The 20,276-nt window shown below is 63.6% G+C and carries 17 protein-coding genes; 1 reads left to right on the top strand and 16 read right to left on the bottom strand.

The features are described from left to right. Positions 1-306 precede the first annotated feature (306 nt). From B9A11_RS04865 to B9A11_RS04800, 14 genes are all read right to left on the bottom strand, one after another. Positions 307-549 carry a MoaD/ThiS family protein gene (locus B9A11_RS04865; protein ID WP_058247002.1) on the bottom strand — a complete coding sequence of 81 codons (243 nt, stop codon included), beginning with the start codon at positions 547-549 and terminating at the stop codon, positions 307-309. Further along, positions 549-2,786, bottom strand: coding sequence for a xanthine dehydrogenase family protein molybdopterin-binding subunit (locus tag B9A11_RS04860; RefSeq protein ID WP_058247003.1), 2,238 nt, complete (start codon positions 2,784-2,786; stop codon positions 549-551). Before B9A11_RS04860 ends, B9A11_RS04865 begins: the two co-directional genes overlap by 1 nt. Further along, positions 2,786-3,268 carry a (2Fe-2S)-binding protein gene (locus B9A11_RS04855; RefSeq protein WP_058247004.1) on the bottom strand — a complete coding sequence of 161 codons (483 nt, stop codon included), beginning with the start codon at positions 3,266-3,268 and terminating at the stop codon, positions 2,786-2,788. Before B9A11_RS04855 ends, B9A11_RS04860 begins: the two co-directional genes overlap by 1 nt. After that, positions 3,265-4,131 carry an FAD binding domain-containing protein gene (locus B9A11_RS04850; protein WP_058247005.1) on the bottom strand — a complete coding sequence of 289 codons (867 nt, stop codon included), beginning with the start codon at positions 4,129-4,131 and terminating at the stop codon, positions 3,265-3,267. Before B9A11_RS04850 ends, B9A11_RS04855 begins: the two co-directional genes overlap by 4 nt. A gap of 204 nt (positions 4,132-4,335) precedes the next feature. Next, positions 4,336-6,135, bottom strand: coding sequence for a calcium-binding protein (locus tag B9A11_RS04845; RefSeq protein WP_058247006.1), 1,800 nt, complete (start codon positions 6,133-6,135; stop codon positions 4,336-4,338). Positions 6,136-6,235: 100 nt separating this feature from the next. Then, positions 6,236-7,345 carry a Gfo/Idh/MocA family protein gene (locus B9A11_RS04840; protein ID WP_058247007.1) on the bottom strand — a complete coding sequence of 370 codons (1,110 nt, stop codon included), beginning with the start codon at positions 7,343-7,345 and terminating at the stop codon, positions 6,236-6,238. Beyond that, complete coding sequence (locus B9A11_RS04835) at positions 7,345-8,403, bottom strand: sugar phosphate isomerase/epimerase family protein (protein WP_058247008.1); 1,059 nt, start codon at positions 8,401-8,403, stop codon at positions 7,345-7,347. The genes B9A11_RS04840 and B9A11_RS04835 overlap by 1 nt, the downstream gene beginning before the upstream one ends. Before the next feature lie 12 nt (positions 8,404-8,415). Beyond that, positions 8,416-9,240: a TolB family protein gene (locus tag B9A11_RS04830; protein ID WP_058247009.1), complete on the bottom strand. Its 825-nt coding sequence runs from the start codon at positions 9,238-9,240 to the stop codon at positions 8,416-8,418. Next, positions 9,240-10,370, bottom strand: a complete 1,131-nt coding sequence (locus tag B9A11_RS04825; RefSeq protein WP_058247010.1) for a Gfo/Idh/MocA family protein — start codon at positions 10,368-10,370, stop codon at positions 9,240-9,242. Before B9A11_RS04825 ends, B9A11_RS04830 begins: the two co-directional genes overlap by 1 nt. Positions 10,371-10,373: 3 nt before the next feature. Further along, a complete protein-coding gene (locus B9A11_RS04820; RefSeq protein WP_058247011.1) occupies positions 10,374-11,123 on the bottom strand; it encodes a sugar phosphate isomerase/epimerase family protein in 750 nt (249 codons plus the stop codon). A gap of 23 nt (positions 11,124-11,146) precedes the next feature. Continuing rightward, the gene (locus tag B9A11_RS04815) at positions 11,147-12,235 is read right to left on the bottom strand and encodes an ABC transporter ATP-binding protein (protein WP_058247012.1); all 1,089 of its coding nucleotides are present in this window, start codon (positions 12,233-12,235) and stop codon (positions 11,147-11,149) included. Positions 12,236-12,240: 5 nt separating this feature from the next. Further along, on the bottom strand, positions 12,241-13,143 hold the full coding sequence (locus B9A11_RS04810) for a carbohydrate ABC transporter permease (protein ID WP_058247013.1): 903 nt from the start codon (positions 13,141-13,143) through the stop codon (positions 12,241-12,243). Between the two features lie 31 nt (positions 13,144-13,174). Next, positions 13,175-14,065: a carbohydrate ABC transporter permease gene (locus B9A11_RS04805; RefSeq protein ID WP_058247014.1), complete on the bottom strand. Its 891-nt coding sequence runs from the start codon at positions 14,063-14,065 to the stop codon at positions 13,175-13,177. Positions 14,066-14,149: 84 nt separating this feature from the next. After that, positions 14,150-15,385, bottom strand: a complete 1,236-nt coding sequence (locus tag B9A11_RS04800; protein ID WP_058247015.1) for an ABC transporter substrate-binding protein — start codon at positions 15,383-15,385, stop codon at positions 14,150-14,152. Between the two features lie 173 nt (positions 15,386-15,558). Here B9A11_RS04800 and B9A11_RS04795 point away from each other — a divergent pair, with 173 nt between their 5' ends. After that, entirely contained in the window at positions 15,559-16,587 is a 1,029-nt protein-coding gene (locus B9A11_RS04795; RefSeq protein WP_058247016.1) for a LacI family DNA-binding transcriptional regulator, read from the top strand. Between the two features lie 38 nt (positions 16,588-16,625). Here the strand turns inward: B9A11_RS04795 and tkt are convergent, their stop codons facing one another. Both tkt and B9A11_RS04785 read right to left on the bottom strand, forming a co-directional pair. Further along, positions 16,626-18,620, bottom strand: a complete 1,995-nt coding sequence (gene tkt, locus B9A11_RS04790) for a transketolase (protein WP_143595800.1) — start codon at positions 18,618-18,620, stop codon at positions 16,626-16,628. A 132-nt stretch (positions 18,621-18,752) separates the two neighbouring features. Beyond that, positions 18,753-20,060 (bottom strand): sensor histidine kinase, encoded by a 1,308-nt coding sequence (locus tag B9A11_RS04785; protein ID WP_058247017.1) that lies wholly within the window; start codon positions 20,058-20,060, stop codon positions 18,753-18,755. Positions 20,061-20,276 lie beyond the last annotated feature (216 nt).

Here is a 20,276-nt window from a genome sequence, read left to right as displayed (position 1 = left end):
CCGATAATCTGGTACGGGGCCACGGTCCTCTTAACCGGTGAAACGGCTCTTTTGCATGTGTCTGCTCCTTCAGAGTTGGCGCAGACGCTACATCACGGCGAGGAATTTCGCCGGGGCAGGTCAAAGGGTCACCGCCCCGGAGTGCAGCGCCGCCCGGCGACCGAACTGGCCGGTGGCGCGGCGCTTTCCTCGCTGGCAGAGGCGCTCAGCTCAATAACGGCGCTGGAGATGCGTTCCGCCGCCTGTTGCCGGCGCGCCATGGTGGGCGCTGGTGCGTTTACGCAAGGCGGTTCGGCGGATGGCCCGTCACCCGCCCTTGAGTCGTTGCATCAAATAGATTTCCTGACCCGGCGCGACGGGGGCGTGGCGCGACGGGACCATCTGCCCGTCGATCACCACCGACACGCCCGCATCCAGCACAGGCTTCACCCCCGGATGGGCCTGCGCCAGCGCGTCCAGCATGGCCCCGACAGTGTTGGCCTCGACCTCCACCGTCTCTGCTCCATCGGTCAGACGGCGCAGGCCCGACCACAGGTGGACCGTGACCATCACCGCGCCTTGAGCGCCGCCAGCAGTTTCGGCGGGTTGATCGGCAGATGGGTCATGCGCACGCCCACCGCGTCCTCAATGGCGTTGGCGATGGCGGGCAGCGGCGGGGTGATCCCCGTCTCGCCGACGCCGCGCACGCCAAACGGGTGGCCGGGGTTCGGGACTTCGACGATCACCGTGTCGATCATCGGCAGGTCCGAAGCCACCGGCACGCGGTAGTCCAAGAACACCGGGTTCGCCAGCCGTCCCTTGTCGTCATAGACGTACTCTTCGTTCAGCGCCCAGCCGATGCCCTGCGCCGCGCCGCCCTGATACTGGCCCTCGACGTAGGACGGGTGGATCGCGCGGCCCGCGTCCTGCACGACAAGGTAGCGCAGGATCGTTACGCGGCCCGTTTCAGGATCGACCTCTAGGTCCACCACATGCGCGCCAAAGCTTGCGCCGACGCCGTCCGGCACGGATTCGTGGTGGCCCGAGATCGGCCCGCCTGTGCTGCCCATCTTGGCGGCGATTTCCTTGATGGTCATGGGGGGAAACTTGCCCGCATTCGGGCCTGCGGGCTGCGCGGCCCCATCGGCCCATTCCACCGCCTCGGCCTCGATGCCCCAGTCAGCGGCGGCCCGGCGGCACATTTCCTTGATCGCGCCTTGGGTGGCCTCGACCGCGGCCTTGCCGGTGGCAAAGGTGGCGCGTGACCCATGGGTCGGCTCGTTGACGCCCAAAGCACCGGTTTCCACCACGTTGACGCGCACGTCCTCATAGGGGATGCCAAGCGTTTCCGCGACCATGAGGGCCACGGACGCGCGGCTGCCGCCAATGTCGGGCGTGCCGACCGACACTTGCGCCGTGCCGTCTTCGCCAATCGCCATGCTGACCGAGGTTTCGCCATTGTGGTTGAACCAATAGCCCACCGCAAAGCCGCGCCCCTGGTTCTCGGCCAAAGGCGCGCTGAGCTGGGGATGATCCTTGACCGCCTCCAGCACCTCTTTCAGGCCAATCGAGCCGAATTTCGGCCCGTAAGAGGCCTGATCGCCGGTCACAACGCCATTCTTGAGCCGCACCTCGACCGGGTCGAGCGCCAGTGCGCGGCACATCTCATCCACGAGGCTTTCCACCGCAAAGGCCCCCATGGGCGAGCCCGGCGCGCGGTAGGCGGCGCATTTGGGGCGGTTGGCCAGCACGTCATAGCCGATGTGCTGGACGTTCGCCAATTTGTAGCCCGCAAAGCAGCAGTACAGGGCCATATCGACGGGCGCACCGGGGAACGCGCCGCCTTGCATCCGAAACTCGGCGCGGGCGGCGGTGATGGTGCCGTCCGACTTCATGCCGATCTTGACGTCCATCGACGCGCTGGCCGTTGGTCCCGTGGCGCGCAGCACTTCGGACCGGGACATGACGATCTTGACCGGCTTGCCGCCCGCCTTTTTCGACAGGGCAAGGCTCAAAGGCTCCATAAAGATCGTGGTCTTGCCGCCAAAGCCGCCGCCGATCTCGGACGGGGTGACGCGCAGCTGGCTGGCTTCGATGCCCAGAACGGCGGTGCACATCTTGCGGATGAACCACTGGCCTTGGGTGCAGACCCACATCTCGCCCTTGTCGTCGCTGCCCATCTGGCCGACGCAGGCGTGCGGTTCGATATAGCCTTGGTGGGTGGCCTCGGTCTTGTAGGTCTTTTCCATGACCAGATCGGCCTCGGAGAATCCTGCGTCGACGTCGCCGCGCCCGAACTCCATGTATTTGACCACATTGGGGTGCAAGCCTTCGGGGACGGTGGGATCGGCGGCCCCCTCGCGGATCACCGGGGCACCGTCCGCCATGGCGTCATCCACGTCGATCACATGCGGCAGCACCTCGTAGGTGACGTCGATCAGGCGCGCCGCCTCTTCGGCGATCAGTTTGGACGTGGCAGCGACGGCGGCCACCGCGTGCCCATCGTACAAGGCCTTGTCCCCGGCGATGGTGTTTTCCTGAAGGTTCCAATCCTCGCCCGTCAGCCCGGTGGGAAAATCCGCACGGGTGACGATGGCCTTGACGCCGTCCAGCGCCTCGGCCCGAGCTGTGTCAATCGACACGATCCGCGCGTGCGCATGGGGCGAGCGGACCACGGCCGCGTGCAGCATCCCCGGCAGCGCGAAATCCGCGCCATAGCGCGCGCGCCCCGTGACCTTGTCAAGGCCATCGGGGCGGTCGGGCCGCGTGCCAACCAGTTTGAATTCGGTCAATCCATCCTTGGCCATTACGCCGCCTCCCCGCGCAGTTCCGCCGCCGCGTCCATCACGGCGCGGATGATCTTGTCATAGCCGGTGCAGCGGCACAGGTTCCCGGCCAGCCAGTAACGGGTTTCTTCCTCGGTCGGGTTGGGGTTGACCTCCAGCAGCTTGCGCGCCGCGACCAGAATGCCCGGCGTGCAGAACCCGCACTGCAAGGCCGCGTGTTCGATGAATTTGCGTTGCAGCGGGTGCAGGCTGTTGCCGTCCGCCATGCCTTCGATGGTTTCAACGCTTTTGCCGTCCGCCTCGACGCCCAGCACGAGGCACGAACACACCAAGGTGCCGTCGAGTTCGACGGAACACGCGCCGCAATCGCCGGTGCCGCAGCCCTCTTTGGAACCGGTCAGGCCAACGTGATCGCGCAGGCAATCCAGCAAGGTTTCACGCGGATCGGCGAGGAATTCGACCGCATCCCCATTAACGGTGGTTTGGACGTGGATCTTGGTCATGCGTGCTCTCCCTTGGCGCGGGCATAGGCGATTTTCGCGGCGCGTTTGGCCAGAACGCCGGCGATTTCGGTGCGGAACTCGGCGGTGCCGCGTTTGTCGCTGATCGGTTTGGCAGCGCCCTGGGCGGCCTTGACCAGCGCCTCGATCGCGGCGTCGTCCAGCGGGGTGCCGATGATGGCCTCGGCCGCTTCGGGGACAAGCACCACCGTTGGGGCCACCGCCCCAAGCGCCACGCGCGCCTCTGAGATCGTCTCGCCATCCAGACGCAGGCTGACCGCTGCGCCGACCACGGCGATGTCCATTTCCGTGCGCGGGATGAACCGCAGATAAGCGTCGCCCGCAGCATCCCCGCGCGGCGGCAGCAGGATCGCCGAGATCAGCTCGCCCTTGGCCAGCGTCGTCTTGCCGGGACCGGCGGGAATATCCTCGACCGGAACGGTGCGCGTGCCATCGGGGCCGGTCACCTCGACCATCGCGCCCGCCGCCACCAGACCGGGGACCGAATCCGCCGCCGGAGAGCCGTTGCACAGGTTGCCCGCCAAGGTCGCGCGGCCCTGCACCTGGGTCGAGCCCACCAGCTCCATGCCTTCGACGACGCCGGGCCAATCGGCCTTGAGACCCGTGTGCGCGCCCAAAGCGATGCCCGGCACAGCCACGCCAATGCGCCAGCCGCCCTCTGCCGTCTGGGAAATCTCGCTCACGCCGTCGATTTTCTTGAGGTCGATCAGGTCGTCAGGCACCACCATCCCGGCGCGCATCTGCACCAGCACGTCGGTGCCGCCCGCCAGAAACCGCGTCACACCAGAGGCCGCAGCGGCGATCCCGCTGGCGTCCGTAAAGGTCGTTGGACTGTGATATCGCATGAAGCCTCCCAAAGCATGTGCGGGTCTGTTGCGGACAAGCGCGCCGGAACGGCGCGCCCCAGGCCGGGCGGCACGGTCAACCCGTGTCCCCCGCCCTTGCAGCATTTCGGGAAATGACCTGAAAGGCAATGCCATGCGTGACGCCCGGCGCGCGCCCTCGCGCAAAAGCTTTGGCCGCTCTAGGCTGGCCCGCGCGGCGCGGCTTTAGAACGAAATATCCCCCTCGGGGGTCCAGTAGACCAGCGTATCACTCAGCGCGGCGGCGTCCAGATCCACCACGCCAGTCAGGAACACCTCGACGTTTTCGTTAAAGCTCAGCAGCGTGCCGCGGTCCATGACCTGCATATCGGCGGCGATCTGCGACAGCTCGCGCGCATTCGCCAGCCCAAAGGTCAGCCCGATCCGATCCCCATCCGCCGCGTTGAAATCAAGGATCACGTCCGAGCCGTAACTGTCGTCAAACAGGAACAGGTCGGCATCCGCCCCACCTTTGAGCGTATCGTTCCACCAGTTGCCGAACAGCGTGTCCTCTCCGCCGCCGCCCAGCAAGAGGTCGTCGCCTTCGCCACCATCGAGATAATCGTCGTGGCGGTTGGCGGTCAGCGTATCGTTGCCGTAGCTGCCATACAGCGTGTCCTGATAGGTGCCGCCCTTTAGGAAATCGTCCCCATCGCCGCCGTTCATGTAGTCACTGCCGCCGCCCCCCTTAAGCGTATCGGCCCCGGACCCGCCGTGCAGCGTGTCGCCGTGGCGCTGCCCTGCCAGGCTGTCGTCGCCATTCCCGCCGTCGAGGTAATCGCTTTTGGTGCCGCCGCGTAGCCTGTCGTTGCCGTCATAGCCAAACAGGTCGTCCTGCCCCGTTTGCCCGTGCAGATCGTCGTCACCCAACCCGCCGTAGAGCGAGTCATTGCCCCGCCCGCCTTGGATCGTATCGTCGGCGTCCATCCCGGCCAGAAGGTTGTCGAAATCGTCCCCGATCATGCGGTCCGCGGCTTCGCTGCCTTCGACAATCAGATAGCCGCTGCCGGGGGTTTGCACGATGGTGTCCTGCCCGCCAAACCCGTTGTCCGCCACCTGCCCTGTGCTCAGGTCAAGGTCGATCCCGGTCGAGGTGCCCGCCCGCGCCCATCCGTAGGACAGCCCCAGAACCCCATCCAGCGTCAGCTCGAACCGGTCAGAGCCGCCGTCGCCGTTGATAAAGACGTGGCCATCACCCGCCCCGGTCACACGGATCGTGTCATCGCCTTGCGAGCCCGACAAAATCAGGTCTGAGGTGGCAAGGACGTGGTGCAAGCCACTGATCGTGTCGGTGCCCATCGTGGTTATGACCGTTCCATCGCCGGTCTGCCCGTCCACATCCATGGTCAGACCTTCCACAAAGCGATCATACCGCAGCGACAGCCCCGCGTAATACCCCGGCGCAAGAGTGATGGTATCAGACCCCGGTGTCGCACTGACGGTATTGAGTGCGTCCCAGTGCACATCCGACGTGGTCGCCGCGCCGGTAAAGGCAATCCTGTCATCGAGAAATGTTCCGATCAGCACGTTGCCCACAGGCGACCCGTCAAGGGTCATCGGCACGGTGATCTGATCTTGGAAGTCGATAATCAGATTATGTTGATGGAAAAAGCCTGTCGCCGCAGAGGCAACCATGATCACCGACGCGGATGTGTTGATCAGGCCCGCCAGCGCGCTTTGCTTGTCGGCCACCGTGGGTTCGGACAGCATGGCCACAACATCCGCAACCGGCCAAGCGATGTCAGAGAATTCAGCTTGGACAATGCCATAAGATCGGAATTCGGCCCCGGTGATCGTCCCTGTCCCGGCCTCGAAATCAAGGGTGTCGCCGGTCAGGGTGATTGTGCCCTCGTGTAGACCGGGGATGGATCCGATGGGCACGGTCACCACGACGCCTTGGTCCGTGACCGAAAGCCCGTTTTCCAAGTCCGCGTCGAAAAGCCCGTAGACGATGCTCAGATCATAGCCCAAAAAATCGAAACGCATGAAGCCCAACCTCCCATAAACCTAAGGGGGAGCAGTAGCGTAGGGCGGGCCACGAGTAAACCGATAAAAGGCCGCGCCAACTGGGGCGCGGCAGTTGGATTTATCCCAATTCCGTCCAAGCCCCGTTGTTTTGCGAAGACGCAATACAGGCCTTGATAAAGCGCATTCCGCTGAGGCCTTCGTCAATGCCTTGCAACGCCTCGGCTTTGGCCCCGCGAATGCGCGCTGCGGCATCGGCGTAGAGCGTTGCAAAGCCTTCGAGGTAGCCTTCGGGATGGCCCGGAGGGATGCGCACCCCGGCAAGGCCCGCCTCTGTTGCGCCCGCGCCGCCCCGCGTGAGGATCTGTTTCGCCTCGCCAAAGCGGGTAAAGGTCATCTGGTTGGGATTTTCCTGCGCCCATTCGATGCCGCCCTTGGTGCCATAGACCCGCAGGCGCAGCGCGTTCTCATTGCCCACCGCCACCTGAGAGGCCCAGAGCATCCCCTTGGCGCCGCCGTCAAAGCGCAGCATCACGTGCACATTGTCATCCACCTGCCGTCCGGGGACAAAGGCGTCAAGATCGGCGGCAAGGCTCTGCGCCTCGCGGCCTGTCACGAAACAGGCGAGGTTATAGGCATGGGTGCCAATGTCCCCGACACAGCCCCCCGCGCCCGAACGCGCCGGATCGGTGCGCCAATCGGCTTGTTTATTATGGGTTTCTTCGGCCAGCCAGTCTTGGGCGTATTCCACCTGCACCACCCGCAGCGTGCCCAGATCGCCGCGCGCGATCATCTCGCGCGCTTGGCGCATCAGGGGATAGCCGGTGTAGTTGTGGGTCAGGATGAACTGCTTGCCGCTGCGCGCGACGGCGGCGGCGATGGCGCGCGCGTCCTCCATGCTGGCGGCCAGCGGCTTGTCGCAAATCACGTGGATTCCCGCGTCCAGAAAGGCGATCGCGGGGGCGGCGTGCATGTGGTTCGGCGTGACGATGGCCACCGCGTCGATGCCGTCGGGGCGCGCTGCCTCGGCCTGCGCCATGGCGGCGAAATCGTCGTAGCAGCGCGCCGGATCAAGCCCCAGTTCCGCCCCCGAGGCCCGCGCCCTGACCGGGTCAGACGACAGCGCGCCAGCGACCAGATCCCACTGTCCGTCGATGCGCGCGGCGATGCGGTGGACCCCGCCAATAAAGGCGCCCTGCCCGCCGCCAACCATGCCCAGTTTCAACCGCATTATTTCAACCCCAACATGGCTTTGATTTGCGCCTGATCGGTTTCCGCCCCGGCAAAATCGTCAAAGGCTTTATCCGTGACTTCGATGATATGCCGGGAAATGAACGGCGCACCTTCTGCGGCCCCTTGTTCGGGGGATTTCAAACAGCATTCCCATTCCAAAACCGCCCAGCTGTCATAGCCATATTGCGCGAGTTTCGAGAAGATGCCCGAGAAATCCACTTGCCCGTCGCCAAGGCTGCGGAAACGGCCCGCACGATTGACCCATGATTGGTAACCGGAATAAACGCCTTGGCGACCATCGGGATTAAACTCGGCGTCTTTTACGTGATAGGCGCAAATTCTTTCGTGGTAGATGTCGATGAACTGCAAATAATCCATGCCTTGCAGCAGGAAATGCGAGGGGTCGTAATTGATCCGGCAACGGGTATGATCTTTGCAGGCATCGAGGAACATTTCCCACGACGCACCGTCAAAGACATCCTCGCCCGGGTGAATTTCAAAGCCAATATCGACGCCGTTTTCCTCGTAATGATCGAAAATCGGCACCCAGCGGCGGGCGAGTTCGGCAAAGGCTTCTTCGATCAGCCCGGCGGGGCGCTGCGGCCACGGGTAAAGGTAGGGAAAGGCCAGCGATCCGGTAAAGCTCACGGTCGTATTCAGGCCCAGACGGCGCGAGGCCACGGCGGCCTTTTTCACCTGGTCCACCGCCCAGGCCTGCCGTGCGTCGGGCTTGCCGTGGACCTCAGCCGGAGCAAAGGCGTCAAACGCCAGATCATAGGCCGGGTTCACCGCGACCAACTGCCCTTGCAGATGGGTCGACAGCTCGGTGATCTCGACGCCCGCATCGGCGCAGATCCCCTTGATCTCGTCGCAATAGGTCTGACTGTCGGCGGCCTTGTCCAGATCGAACAGACGCGCGTCAAAGGTCGGGATCTGCACGCCCTTATAGCCAAGGCCCGCTGCCCATTTCGTGATGTTTTCCAGACTGTTAAAGGGCGCATCGTCGCCTGCGAATTGCGCCAGAAACAGCGCCGGTCCTTTGATCAAACCCGCCATGTCTTTCCTCCGTTAACCTTGCGCATAGCGCATGTAGGCAAATCGTTTCCCATCGGGCGACCAGCACGGCACGTTCAAGGTGCCTTGGCCGCCGAAAACCTCTGTCAGGACGCGCGTCTCGCCTGTAGTCAGGTCGATCAGGCGCAGGTCCACGTCGCGCTCTGCCGGGTGCCCGTCGGTCCCCGGCGCGTAGGTCAGATAGACCACGTGCCGCCCGTCGGGGCTGGGGTGCGGGAACCAATTGACGCGCGCGTCCTCCGTCATCTGCTCCAGCCCGGTGCCATTCGGGTGCATCCGCCACAGGTCCATCGCCCCGCCCCGGTCCGAGTTGAACCAGATCCACGCGCCATCCGGCGTGTAGTCCGGCCCGTCGTAGTGGTGCGCGCTGGTGACCAAGACCTGCTCGTCCCCGCCATCAAGCGCGCAGGTGGCGATCCCGAACTGGCCGCCCCGCATGCAAGTATAGGCCAGCCGCGCGCCATCGGGGGACCAGCCGTGCCACCAACTGGGGGCCAGCGGCGTGACTTGCACAGGCACGCCCCCCGCCTTGGGCAACGTGTAGATCAGCGAGGTGCCGCGCGCCGGGCTGTCCGAGACCACCAACGTCTCTCCATCGGGCGAAATGCCGTGGTCATTGTTGAGCCACTTTACCCCCGTCACCTCGATCGGCTGAAGCTCTGGCGCGACCAGAGGCACGCGAAACAGCCGCCCCTCGCCATTCACGATCAGATGGTCCCCCGAAGGCGCCCAATTCGGCGCTTCGATATGGCTCTCGACGGCGAGCAAGGTCTGCGCCCTGCCCTCCGCCAGATCGTAAATGTCGAGGACCGACCGCATCACGCCAGCATCGCCTGCGCGGCGTCCGGGCCCAGAGCCTCTGGCCGCTCGCAGGTGGTTTTCATACTCACCCAAGCGCGGTCCTCGCCCGCTTGCAGGATCGCGGTCATGACCTCGACCACATGGGTCGCCAGTTCTTGGCTACAGCGATGCGGGCGGCCTTCGTCGATGGCGGCGGCCATATCGGCCAGACCCGCGCAACGATAGTTGGCCCGGGGCGTGCCGCGCCCGTCCTCCATATTGTTGACGCTGAACGGATGGCCGCGCTCTGCCACATCCTCGGCCCCGTCCGGCGTGGCGAACTGCACCGCACCGCCGAAGAAGTTCGGATCGGGCACGTAGACAGAGCCATCAAGCCCATAAAGCTCCATGTTTTCATGGCGATGCGCTTTGACGTCCCAGCTTGCGCCCAGCGTGACAATTGCGCCGTTTTCAAACTCCAGCAGCGCGTGGATATTGGTGGGCGTGTCCACCGGGATCTCTTCGCCATTGCGCGGCCCGTTGGAAATGGTGCGCGTGGCGCGTCCCTTGCCGGTCATGGCGGCGACCGCCTTGATCGGGCCGATCAGTTGAACGAGGTTGGTGATGTAATACGGCCCGAGGTCCAGCACAGGGCCACCGCCCGGCTGAAAGAAGAAGTCCGGGTTCGGGTGCCAATGTTCCATCCCAAAGGACAGCACGTGGCAGGTGCCGCCGACGATCGGACCCGCCTTGCCTTCGTCGATGATGGCGCGCGCCAGTTGGTGCGCCCCGCCCATGAAGGTGTCGGGGGCAGAGCCGACGCGCAGCCCCTTTTCAGCTGCCAGCGCGCGCAGCGCCTCGCCCTCTTCCAGCGTCAGGACGAAGGGTTTTTCCGAGTAGCTGTGCTTGCCGGCTTCGAGGATGCGTTTCGAGACCTCGAAATGCGCCGCCGGGATGGTCAGGTTGACGACGATGTCGATGTCATCGCTGGCGAGCAGTTCGTCCACCGTGCAGGCGCGCAGGCCGAATTCCTCGGCGCGCGCCTTTGCGGCGTCCATGTTCACATCGGCGCAGGCCCGCATTTCCAAGCCTTTGAAAAGCGGCGCAAGTTTCATGTAGGCGGCAGAGATGTTGCCGCAGCCGATCACACCAATTCCGTAGGTTTTCATAAGTTACAGCCCCTTGATCGTCTCAATCGAGCGCCGCGCAAAACGGTCGCAATCGCTGGGTTTGTCATGCTCGGCGACGAACAGATCAACACCAACCTCGCGCAAAGCGGTCATGATCGCCTTCCAATCCATGGTGCCGTGGCCCACGTCGGCCCAGCCGTCCTCGTCCGCGCACTCACCCTGCGCGGCGATGTCCTTGACGTGGGCGGTGGTGATGCGGTCGGCATGGGCCTTGATCCATTTCAGCGGATCGGCCCCGCCGCGCACCACCCAAGCCACGTCCATTTCCCAGTCAATGTTGGGCGCGTGTTCCAGGATCAGGTCCATGGCGATTTCGCCACCGGGCAGCGGCATGAATTCCCAATGGTGGTTGTGCCAGCCAAAGGCAAACCCTGCGTCGTTCACCTTTTTCCCGGCCTCATGCAGGCGCTTTGCCAGCGCAATCCAGTTGGCCGCATCGGTGCCGTCGCGCCACAGATCCTCGGGCGCGGGGCAGAAAATACGGTTCATGCCCAAAATCTTGGCCGTGGCCAGCGTCTGATCCAGTGTCTCTTCGAAATTGCCGATGGGAAAGAAATGCCCCGAAGGCATGGTCAGCCCGTGCTGGTCCAGCAGCGCGCGAAAGGCGGCCGGGTCGGTGTAGACACCGCCAAAGCCTTCGACCTGCGTGTAGCCGAGGGCGGCGAGCTTGGCGATCACGTCTTCCCAAGGGGTCGCCTCGCGTGCCGAGTAAAGTTGGAATGAAACGTCCATGATGGATCCTGTTGGTTGGGCGGTCACAGCCGCTCTTCGCTTGCTTTGTCAAAAAGATGGATGCGGGCGGGGTCAAACCCGATGGGCAGCGCGTCGCCGGGGCGCAGCGTGGCCTGCCCGTCCAGACGCACCCAGAACGGCGCGCCGTTGGCATTGACCCGCGCCAGAGTGTCTGATCCCAGCGGCTCGACCAGCTCGACTGTGCTGTCCAGACGGATCGGCATTTGCGCCGCCGCCGCGCCAGAGGCGATGTGTTCGGGCCGGATGCCCAGCACGGCGGGGGTCGCATCTGGCGCGCCGCCGTCAAAGGCGTAGCCCTCCACCGAAATCTCGCCCAAGGGGCTGGAAAATTGCGTCGCGGCCAGCGCGCCGTCGACCATGTTCATCGTCGGAGAGCCAATGAATTCCGCCACATACAGGTTGCGCGGGCGGTTGTAGATCTCGGACGGGCTGTCCAGCTGCATCACCCGCCCGCCCTTCATGATGGCGATGCGGTCGGCCAGCGTCATGGCTTCGATCTGGTCGTGGGTGACGTAGATCATCGTGTTGCCCAGCGTCTGGTGCAGCTGCTTGATCTCGACCCGCAGATCGGCGCGCAGCTTGGCATCAAGATTGGACAGCGGCTCGTCGAACAGGAACACATCCACGTCACGGACCAGCGCCCGCCCGATGGCGACCCGCTGCCGCTGCCCGCCAGACAGAGCCGCCGGTTTGCGTTTCAGCAACGGCTCGATCTGCAAGACCTCGGCGGCGCGGGCGACCCGCTTGGCGATCTCATCCTTGGGGACCTTGGCGTTTTTCAGGCCAAAGGACAGGTTCCCCTCGACCGTCATCTGCGGGTACAAAGCGTAGCTTTGGAACACCATGCCAATGCCGCGATCGGACGGCTCGGCCCAGGTGACGTTCTTGCCGCCGATGTGGATCTGCCCGGCGGTCACGTCCAGCAGCCCGGCAATGCAGTTCAGCAAGGTCGACTTGCCACAGCCCGAAGAGCCCAAGAGCACGAGGAATTCCCCCTGCCCGATGGTCAGGTTCAGGTCTTGCAAGACTTTGACCGCGCCGAAATGCAGGTCAAGGTTCTTGATTTCAACAGAGTTCATTTGAGCGTTCATGTGGCTCATCCTTTTACGGCGCCAGCAGCAATGCCGCGCACAAACAGCTTGCCGGACACAAAGTAGATCACGAGGGGGACCAACCCGGTCAGCAGCGTCGCCGCCATGTTGACGTTGTATTCCTTGACCCCCTGGACCGAGTTGACGATGTTGTTCAGCTGCACCGTCATCGGGTAGAGGTCGGGCTTGGTGTAGATCACGCCGAACAGGAAATCATTCCAGATTCCAGTGACTTGCAGGATCATCGCCACAACAAAGATCGGCAGCGACATGGGCAGCATGATCTGGAAGTAGATCTGCCAAAAGCCCGCGCCGTCCACCCGTGCCGCCTTGAACAGCTCTTCGGGGAGCGAGGTGAAATAGTTGCGGAACAGCAGCGTCAGGATCGGCATCCCAAAAATAGAGTGCACAATCACCAGCCCCCAGAGAGAGCCATACAGACCCAGCTCGCGCAGCATGATCACCAGCGGGTACAGCATCACCTGATAGGGAATGAACGCGCCAAAGATCAGGATGGCAAAGAACACATCCGCGCCCTTGAACCGCCAGTTGGCCAGCGCGTAGCCGTTGACGCTTGCGATGGCGATGGACACGATCACCGACGGGATGGTGATCTGCACAGAGTTCCAGAACCCGCGCGACAGCCCGTCACAGTTCAGGCCGGTGCAGGCCTCGGACCACGCCTTGACCCAAGGCTCGAACGTGATTTCCACCGGCGGGGCAAAGATGTTGCCCATGCGGATTTCCGGCATCCCTTTGAGCGAGGTGACCACCATCACGTACAAGGGCAGCAGGTAATACAGCGCCACCATCCCCAGAATGCCGTAGATGATGATGTTATTGCGCGAAAAGCGCTTGCGCGGCTTGGGGCCTTGGGGGCCGTCGAGATGCGCGCTGACCGCGTCCATCGCCGCCCCCGCAGCATTCAAAGTTGCAGGATTAGCCACGTTTCTTGCCTCCGAATTCCAGCATCGCCCAGGGGATCACAACGATCAGCACCGCCAGCAGCATCATGGTCGAGGCGGCAAAGCCCTGGCCCAGGTTCTGGCCGCCGAACATGTAGTCATAGACGTATTTCGCAGGCATCTCGGTGGACACGCCGGGGCCGCCGCCGGTCATGGCCACGATCAGGTCGTAAACCTTGACGATGCCCGAGGCGATCAGCACCAGCGTGGTGATGAAGACCGGGCGCATCATCGGAATGACGATGAACAGGTAGGTCTTCCACGCCGGGATGCCGTCAACGCGCGAGGCCTTCCAGATGTCCTGGTCGATGCCGCGCAGGCCCGCCAGCATCAGGACCATAATAAGGCCCGTCCCCTGCCACAGCCCCGCGATCACCACGCCAAAGATGGCGATCTGCGCATTGTACAGCGGGTCAAAGGCAAAGCTGTCCCACCCCAGCGCGCGCACCACGTTCGACACGCCCAAATCCGGGTTCAGCAGCCATTGCCACACCAGCCCCGTCACGATGAAGGACAGCGCAAAGGGATACAGGATGATGGTGCGAAAGGTATTCTCGAACCGGATTTTCTGATCCATCAGCGCCGCAAGGATAAAGCCCAGCACAAAGCTGAGCACCAACATGCACAGGCCATAGATGAACAGGTTCTCGATCGAGACCATCCAACGCCGCGTGTCCCACAGGCGTTCGTACTGGTCAAAGCCGACGAACTTCCACTTGGGCAGCATCTTGGACTTGGTAAAGCTGTAGGCGACGGTCCAAAGCGTGCCGCCGGTAAAGACGACCAGCGCGGTGATGATCATCGGAATCGCGGCAATCTTGGCGTTCAGATTGCGAAACAGCGATTTCGGACGTGAAGCGGCCATAGCGCCCCCGGAATGAAAAAGGTCAGATTTTCGGGATGAACGGGCCCGGCCTGCGGCGCGCGCAAGCCGGGCTGTCAGGCGCGCTTACTCGGCGTCTTCCATGATACCGACAAAGCGCTCTTGCGCCGCTTCGGCGGTGATCGAGCTATCGGCAAAGAACTCGACGAACAGGTCTTCGAGCTGGGCGCGCGTGTCAGAGGTGATCAGGATGTTCCAATCGGGCACGGCGTTGCCGCGGCCAAGGATTTCCAGACCTTTCTTCATGCAGTCGTTCGCCGCATCAAGGTTGACATCACCGCGCACCGGCAGCGAGCCTTTTTTCAGGTTGAAGGCCACCTGAACGTCCGGGTCGACCAGCAGCGCGGCCAGCTCGCCCTGAGCGGCGGATTTGTCCGCGTCATCCAGCACCGGGAAGTAAAAGGCATCGCCCCCCGCCAGTAGAACGTCACGCTCGCCCAGACCCGGCAGGCAGTGGTAATCCTGCCCCGCAACTTGCCCTGCCACGGCGAATTCGCCCTGCGCCCAGTCACCCATGATCTGACCGCCCGCCTGGCCGGTGATCACAAGGTTGGTGGCCTGGTTCCAGTCCTGCACGTTGCTGTCGGCGGACAGATCGCGCGCGATGGCGGCAGTCTTGAAGATTTCCAGCACCTCGGCGCTGGCCGCCGCGTCGGCGTCCTTGTCCTGGAAAACCGACAGGTAAACATCGGTCGGCATCAGGGAAATGACCATCGCGTTAAAGGCCAGGTTCTGCTGCCAGCCCTGCTTGCCCATGGCCAGCGGGGTGATCCCGGCCTCTTTCAGCGCAGGCGCCGAGGCCACGAATTCAGTCCAGGTGGTCGGCACCGGCACGCCGGCCTTTTTGTAGGCCGCGTCGGACAGCCACAGCCACTGCGACGAGTGGATGTTCAGCGGCGCGCAATAGACCTTGCCGTCCACGGTGCAAGCGTCCAGCAGCGCCGGGGGGTTGATGACCTCGCGCCATTTGTTCGCCTCGGCGATGTCGGTCAGGTCGCGCATCATGCCCGCTTCGACCAGCTCTTCGGCCTGGCGGCCATGGTTGAACTGGGTGGCGGCCATGGGATCGCCGCCGGTGATGCGGCTGATCATGATCGGGCGCGCGGTGTTGCCAGAGCCCGCGATCGCGCCGTCCACCCACTTGTGCTCTGTGCGCTCGTTCAGCGCCTTGGCCAGCTCGCCCACGGCGGCCGCTTCGCCGCCCGAGGTCCACCAATGGGTGACTTCCAGATCGGCGGCGTGGACGGTGCCCGCAACGGTCAAAGCGGTCGAGGCCGCCAGCATGGTCTTGAGTAGTTTCATGGTTTTTCCTCCCTTTCGAGCGCTCCTCAACGCCCGGTGTTCCGCGACTGTCTCGCCGCCTGTAAACGATTACACGCTAGCAACACGGTGGACGCCTGTAAACGATTACATTAGACTTGCGGGAACAATTATCCGGCGCGCTCTCGGGCCGCTGCCCCAAGGACCACCGGGACATGCTGAAAAAACCCGCCAAAATTCAAGACGTTGCCAAGGCGGCAGGCGTGTCCACCGCAACCGTAAGCCGAGCGTTGTCCAACCCCGACAAAGTGGCCCAGCCAACGCGGGACGCGGTGATGAACGCGATTCGGCAAACCGGTTACCGGGTGAATCATGCCGCCCGCACCTTGCGCACACGGCGCGCGGGGGCTGTTCTTGTGTTGACGCCGAACCTTGGGAACCCGTTTTTCTCGAAGATCCTGTCGGGCATCAGCGCAACCTTGGCGGACAATGGCACCTCGGTGCTGATCGCCGACAGCCACGATCACGGCGATGTCACCCGCACCGCGCTGGACTATTTCAACGATGCGCGGATCGACGGAATCATCTCGCTCGATGGCAGCATGACCCCCGACCAGATGGCGCAATTTGCCCAGCACGATTACGCCAGCCGGATCATTTTTGCCTGTGAATGGGCGCCCGATGTGCCCCTGCCCTCGGTGCGCAGCGACAACCGCGCGGGCGTGCGTCTTGCGGTGCAGCATCTGTACGACCTGGGGCATCGCCACATCGCCCATGTCACCGGCCCCGAAGGCAACGTGCTGACCGCCGAGCGCCGCGAGGGCATGTTGGCCGAACGCAGCCGCCTGAACCTGCCGGTGCGGGACGAATGGATCATTCGCGGCGATTTCAGCCTTGCCTCGGGCCAGGCCGCCGCCGCGCGCATCTTGGCGATGGACCATCGGCCCACGGCGGTGTTCTGCGCCTCTGACATGGTGGCGATCGGCTTGATCGCGACCCTGACCCAAGGCGGTCTGCGCGTGCCGCAGGACATCTCTGTCGTGGGGTTCGACGACATTGAAATGGCCGAATACACCCTGCCGCCGCTGACCACGATCCGGCAAAACCGCCCCGCGCTGGGCACCCGCGCCGCCGAGCGTCTGCTGGCCCAGATCGAAGACCCCAGCGCGCGCAAGGCGCACTGCCCGGATGTGATCGACGTGGAGCTGGTGGTGCGCAAAAGCACCAGCCCTGCCCCGGTTTAAAGCCCCCGCCTCGATGGCAGGGCTTTGTTTCCAGCGGGTCAGAGCCGCGCCTTGACCGCGTCCACAACCGCCTCGGCGGTGATGCCGAAATGCTTGTACAGGTCGGTTTCCGCCCCCGATGCGCCAAAGCCGGTCATGCCGATAAACGCGCCGTCCTCGCCGATGTAGCGATCCCAGCCGAACTGCACGGCGGCTTCGATCCCGACGCGCACGGTGCCACGGCCCAAGACTGCGTCACGATAGGCTTTGTCCTGTTCCTCGAACGCCGCCCAGCAGGGCATGGACACAACCGCCGCACCAATGCCTTGCGCCTGCAGCGCTTCGCGCGCCTTCAGCGCAATCGCCACCTCGGAGCCGGTAGCAAGCAAAGTCGCTTGCCGCGCGCCGGTCGCCTCGGCCAGCACATAGGCGCCGCGCGCCGTCAGGTTTTCCCCGGTCACACCTTCGCGCACAGCGGGCAGCGGCTGACGCGAGCAGATGATGTTGGTCGGACCTTGGCGGCGCTGCATGGCGATTTCCCACGCTTCGGCCATCTCGGCCCCATCGGCGGGACGGATCGTATACATGTTGGGATAGGCGCGCAGCGAGGCGAGGTATTCCACCGGCTGGTGCGTCGGGCCGTTCTTGCCGATGCCAATGCTGTCGTGGCTAAAGACGAAAATCCCCGGAATGCCCATCAAGGCGGCCATCCGCAGCGTGTGCCGCATGTAGTCGCTGAACACGAGGAAGGTGGTCCCGACGCTGACCACACCGCCATGCACCGTCATGCCGTTCATGATCGCCCCCATGGCGAATTCGCGCACGCCGTAGTGGATGTACCGCCCGGTGCGGTCGTCGCGGGTAAAGGGCGCAAGCTGCCGCTTGTGCTGGGTCGCGGCCTCCAGGTCGGGCGCGCCAGAGATCAGCTCGGGGACGGCCCCTGCCAATGTGGACAGCACTTCGCCAGAGGCTTTGATGCCCGCGCGGGCCTGACCGTCGGTGGCGAGGGTCTGCTTGATCCCCTGCAAAGCGTCCTGCCAGCCGTCCGGCAGATCGCCGTTCAACCGGCGCTGGAACGCGGCGCGCTTGGCCTCTGGCAGCGCGGCCAAACGGGCTTCCCACGCTTCGCGCTCTGCGGCGCCGCGCGCGCCCGCCTGATGCCACGCCTCGTACAGGTCTTGCGGGATCTCGAACGGCGCATGGGTCCAGCCGAGGTTTTCACGCGCCGCATCGGTGTCTTCGACGAAAATCTTGCCACCGTGGGCCGCGCGGTCGTTCTGAATGCGCGGGATGCCAAAGCCGATCAGCGTCCGGCAAGCGATCATCGAGGGGCGCGGGTCGGCCTTGGCCTGCGCAATGGCATCCGCCACCGCCTGCGCGTCGTGACCGTCGACGGATTGCACGTGCCAGCCGTTGTTCTCGAACCGCACCACCTGATCCTCGGTCACCGCCTGATCGGTCGGGCCGTCGTCGGTCATGCGGTTGTCATCCCACAGGTAGATCAGCTTGCCCAGACGCAGGTGACCGGCGATGGCGATGGCCTCGGCGGCGATGCCTTCCATCAGGCAGCCGTCGCCGGTGTAAGCATAGGTGTGGTGGTCGACGATGTCGTCGCCATACTCGGCATTCAGGATTTGCTCGGCGATGGCCATGCCCACGGCGTTGGTGATGCCTTGGCCCAGCGGGCCGGTCGTGGTCTCGATCCCCGCCTCGGGGTCGTATTCAGGGTGCCCGGCGGTGTGCGAGCCCAGCACGCGAAAGGATTTGATCTGCTCGATGTCCAGCTTTTCATAGCCCTGAAGGTGCAGCATCGCATAAAGCAGCATCGACCCATGCCCCGCCGAATGCACAAAGCGGTCGCGGTCAGGCCATGTCGGATTCTTGGGGTCGTACTTGAGATGCTGCGTCACCAGCCCCGTGACAATATCCGCGCCGCCCAAGGGGGTGCCGGGGTGGCCGTCCTGCGCGCGCACAATCGCGTCCATCGCCAGAAAACGGATTGCGTTTGCCATCTCGCGCAGCTTGGCGGCGCTCAGCTTGGGTGCCTCGGTCATGGCCCTGCTCCTCTCAACCTGTTGGCCATCCCCTCCGGCTGGCCTGTTGAGACGCTAGGTATCGCCCGCGCGCGCGGGCAACAATTTCGGATTGACGCGCAACTTTTAAGTAAAACTAAACATAAGCGAAACTTAGGCCGCAGGTGCCATCGCAGGCTCGCAGGGAATGACGATGCTGACCTTGGTCCCCGTCTGAGAGGTGTCGATGATCAAACCGCCCTGCGATTGCTTGGCGAAACCGAACACCATCGACAGCCCAAGGCCAGAGCCCTTGCCATCCGGTTTGGTGGTGTAAAACGGATCAAGGATGCGCGGCAGGTCGTCTTCGTTGATGCCGGTGCCATTGTCCGCGACGCTGATCTCGGCGTAGCGGCCCGGCGGCAGGGTGCTGCCCCCGGCGACGACAAAGGGCTTGTCCGCCTGCCATGCACTACAGGACATGGTGATCTCGCCGCCGCCCGGCATGGCATCACGCGCGTTGGAAATCAGGTTGAGCACGGCGGTCATCAGCTGCCCGTCGTCCACTTGCGCAACGATATGCTCATGCGAGCAGACAGTGCGAAAACTGATCTGAGAGGGCAAGAGCCGCTCCCCCAGTTGCGCGGTGCTGCGCAGAACCTCGGACACGTCCTGCAAACTGGTCGCAAGCGTCTTTTGCCGCGCAAAGGACATCAACTGACCCACCAATGACCCGGCGCGGTCGGTGGTCTCGCGGCAATTGCGGATCAGATCGGCGCGTTCGGCGGGGTCTTCGACCAGATCATACAGCTCGAGACTGCCGTTCAGCGCCGTCAGGATGTTGTTGAAATCATGCGCAACACCGCCCGCAAGCTGCCCCAGCGCCTCCATCTTTTGCGATTGCAGGGACAGGCGCGCGGCGCGCTCGGCCTCTAGCCGTTGTTTGCGCGCCGCCAGCATCGCCTTGGCGAAATAGGCAAACAGCGACATCGAGGTAAAGATCATCACCAGACGCGCCGCCATATCCTGCACCCGCGCCAGCGCGAGGATGTCCACCGCGATGATCGCCACCCCCACCGAGGCGATTTCCAGATAGCACATGGCAAGGCTGGTATCCGCACGACGGATCAGGAACACCAACGCACCGCCAAGCGCCGCCGCCGCCGGGATCTGCAAGGTCAGGTCCTCTTGGACCATCAAGAACGCCGGCATCCAGAAATAGGCCAGCAGCATGACGAAAAAGCTGACCGACACCAGCCGCACCGCGCCCCAGCTGGGACAGCGGTCGGCATACTTGAGACAGCCGTAATAGACCACATGGGTGACCGCGTAGACGCCGATCCACATCAGCGACATCACCCAGCCGGTGTAAAAGAACAGGGCCAGCCCCGACGTCTGAACCAAGGCCATCCGAAACCAAAACTCGAACAGATCGCCATATTCGACGTGTTGTAATCGATCGACTTCGCGTCGCGCGTCCATTCCTTAGCCCCATATTCACATTGATTGGACTCCCGCGTCGCAGTCCAATGTGGCAAGAATTGGGCACGGCTTTATTAAGCCCCGTTTGTCAATAAACTGGAAACACCCATCCCCTAATTCCAAGTATTGTTTCCGGTTTACCTAGTGTCAACTCACAAGTGACACGGAAAATTTGTTAATCTTTTCAAATGTTAACGAATTTCAAGCTTTGGTTGA

This window comes from Tropicibacter naphthalenivorans (assembly GCF_900176475.1).
Classification (GTDB): Bacteria; Pseudomonadota; Alphaproteobacteria; order Rhodobacterales; family Rhodobacteraceae; genus Tropicibacter; species Tropicibacter naphthalenivorans.
Note: the sequence above shows the minus strand (reverse complement) of the source record. Positions and strands in the feature narration are given on the sequence as shown.

Coding starts and splice junctions, on each gene's coding strand:
- B9A11_RS04835 (WP_058247008.1), bottom strand. CDS start 8,403: ATGGCGGGTTTGATCAAAGGACCGGCGCTGTTTCTGGCGCAATTCGCA.
- B9A11_RS04850 (WP_058247005.1), bottom strand. CDS start 4,131: ATGCGATATCACAGTCCAACGACCTTTACGGACGCCAGCGGGATCGCC.
- B9A11_RS04855 (WP_058247004.1), bottom strand. CDS start 3,268: ATGACCAAGATCCACGTCCAAACCACCGTTAATGGGGATGCGGTCGAA.
- B9A11_RS04800 (WP_058247015.1), bottom strand. CDS start 15,385: ATGAAACTACTCAAGACCATGCTGGCGGCCTCGACCGCTTTGACCGTT.
- B9A11_RS04830 (WP_058247009.1), bottom strand. CDS start 9,240: ATGCGGTCGGTCCTCGACATTTACGATCTGGCGGAGGGCAGGGCGCAG.
- B9A11_RS04810 (WP_058247013.1), bottom strand. CDS start 13,143: ATGGACGCGGTCAGCGCGCATCTCGACGGCCCCCAAGGCCCCAAGCCG.
- B9A11_RS04815 (WP_058247012.1), bottom strand. CDS start 12,235: ATGAACGCTCAAATGAACTCTGTTGAAATCAAGAACCTTGACCTGCAT.
- B9A11_RS04840 (WP_058247007.1), bottom strand. CDS start 7,345: ATGCGGTTGAAACTGGGCATGGTTGGCGGCGGGCAGGGCGCCTTTATT.
- B9A11_RS04825 (WP_058247010.1), bottom strand. CDS start 10,370: ATGAAAACCTACGGAATTGGTGTGATCGGCTGCGGCAACATCTCTGCC.
- B9A11_RS04785 (WP_058247017.1), bottom strand. CDS start 20,060: ATGGACGCGCGACGCGAAGTCGATCGATTACAACACGTCGAATATGGC.
- B9A11_RS04860 (WP_058247003.1), bottom strand. CDS start 2,786: ATGGCCAAGGATGGATTGACCGAATTCAAACTGGTTGGCACGCGGCCC.
- B9A11_RS04805 (WP_058247014.1), bottom strand. CDS start 14,065: ATGGCCGCTTCACGTCCGAAATCGCTGTTTCGCAATCTGAACGCCAAG.
- B9A11_RS04845 (WP_058247006.1), bottom strand. CDS start 6,135: ATGCGTTTCGATTTTTTGGGCTATGATCTGAGCATCGTCTACGGGCTT.
- B9A11_RS04865 (WP_058247002.1), bottom strand. CDS start 549: ATGGTCACGGTCCACCTGTGGTCGGGCCTGCGCCGTCTGACCGATGGA.
- B9A11_RS04795 (WP_058247016.1), top strand. CDS start 15,559: ATGCTGAAAAAACCCGCCAAAATTCAAGACGTTGCCAAGGCGGCAGGC.
- tkt (WP_143595800.1), bottom strand. CDS start 18,620: ATGACCGAGGCACCCAAGCTGAGCGCCGCCAAGCTGCGCGAGATGGCA.
- B9A11_RS04820 (WP_058247011.1), bottom strand. CDS start 11,123: ATGGACGTTTCATTCCAACTTTACTCGGCACGCGAGGCGACCCCTTGG.